The sequence below is a fragment of the Luteibacter sp. P4_E6 genome (assembly GCF_056401535.1).
Genome location: NZ_JBFUJE010000742.1, coordinates 1 through 1533, shown reverse-complemented (window position 1 = coordinate 1533; position 1533 = coordinate 1). Strand labels below are relative to the sequence as shown.

Sequence of the window (1533 nt, the reverse complement as noted above, 5' to 3'; positions counted from 1 at the left end):
GTCAAGGGTCGTGTGCTGCTGGTGTCGGAAGATGCCACCGAAGCGCTCTACCTGTCCGCTCGCAATATTCCGTACATCCACGTCGTCGACGTTCTGGCCCTGAATCCGGTCAGCCTCGTCGGTAGCGACTTCGTCGTCATGACGGTGGACGCGGTCAAGAAAGTCGAGGAGTGGCTCGCATGAGCACTGAACGCACGCTCAATACGCTTCGCGCGCCGCACATCTCTGAGAAGTCGGCTCGCCTTGCTGAGAACAACCAGTACGTTTTCGTCGTGGCGCCTGAGGCGACCAAGGCCGATGTCCGTGCAGCGGTGGAACATCTCTTCGACGTCAAAGTCGTGGACGTGAACCTCGTGAACACAAAGGGCAAGGTCAAGTCGTTCCGCTTTCGCACTGGCAACCGCCAGGGCAAGCGCAAGGCCTACGTGCGCCTCGCCGACGGTCACACGATCGACGTGTCGGCCAAGGCCTGAGCCAGGAGTTGAATTGAGATGGCACTGATCACTCACAAGCCGACCTCCCCGGGACGCCGCGACGCTGTCAGCGTGCGGACCGAAGGTCTGCACAAGGGCGCACCTTACGCGCCCCTGACCGAATCGCAGTCGAAGACGGGTGGCCGCAACCACTACGGTCGCATCACCACGCGTCATCGCGGCGGCGGTCATAAGCAGGCATACCGCATCATCGATTTCAAGCGCGACAAGGAAGGCATTGCCGCCGTTGTCGAGCGTCTTGAATACGACCCGAACCGCACCGCGCATATCGCGCTGCTGTGCTACGCCGATGGCGAGCGCCGCTACATCATCGCGCCGAAGGGCGTGGCGGTGGGTGACCGTCTCGTGTCGGGCTCCGACTCCCCGATCAAGCCGGGTAACTGCCTGCCGCTTCGTTCGATCCCGGTCGGTTCGACGATCCACTGCATCGAGATGAAGCCGGGCAAGGGTGCGCAGATTGCGCGTTCCGCCGGTGCATCGGTCCAGCTGGTCGCTCGTGAGCAGGGTTATGCAACGCTGCGTCTTCGCTCCGGCGAAATGCGTCGCGTCCCGGTTGAATGCCGCGCCACCATTGGTGAAGTCGGCAACTCGGAGCACAGCCTGCGCAAGCTCGGCAAGGCCGGTAAGAAGCGCTGGGCGGGTATCCGTCCGACGGTTCGCGGCGTGGTGATGAACCCGGTCGACCATCCGCATGGCGGTGGTGAAGGTAAGACCTCTGGCGGCCGTCACCCGGTCAGCCCGTGGGGTACCCCGACCAAGGGTTACAAGACGCGTAACAACAAGCGCACCCAGCAGTTCATCGTGCGTCGTCGCAAGTAATTAGGAAACGATCATGCCGCGCTCTCTAAAAAAAGGTCCGTTCGTCGACCTGCACCTCGTGAAAAAGGTGGAAGCCGCCGTTTCCGCCAATAACAAGCGTCCGATCAAGACCTGGTCGCGTCGTTCGATGATCCTGCCGGAGATGGTCGGTCTGACCATCGCCATCCACAACGGCCGCCAGCACGTGCCTGTGTTGATCAACGAGAACATGGTCGGGCAC

At 61.9% G+C, this 1533-nt stretch carries 4 protein-coding genes; all 4 read left to right on the top strand.

The genetic code is table 11. From position 1 onward, the window contains the following. On the top strand, window positions 1-183 hold a 183-nt coding region (gene rplD / locus AC1DT2_RS23025), incomplete at its 5' end, for a 50S ribosomal protein L4 (protein WP_477298991.1). After that, entirely contained in the window at window positions 180-473 is a 294-nt protein-coding gene (gene rplW / locus AC1DT2_RS23020) for a 50S ribosomal protein L23 (protein WP_046967254.1), read from the top strand. The genes rplD and rplW, both read left to right, overlap by 4 nt. A gap of 18 nt (window positions 474-491) precedes the next feature. Continuing rightward, a complete protein-coding gene (gene rplB, locus AC1DT2_RS23015) occupies window positions 492-1313 on the top strand; it encodes a 50S ribosomal protein L2 (protein WP_046967253.1) in 822 nt (273 codons plus the stop codon). Between the two features lie 13 nt (window positions 1314-1326). Continuing rightward, window positions 1327-1533 (top strand): 30S ribosomal protein S19 (gene rpsS / locus AC1DT2_RS23010; protein WP_477298990.1); only part of this gene is annotated, 207 nt, incomplete at its 3' end.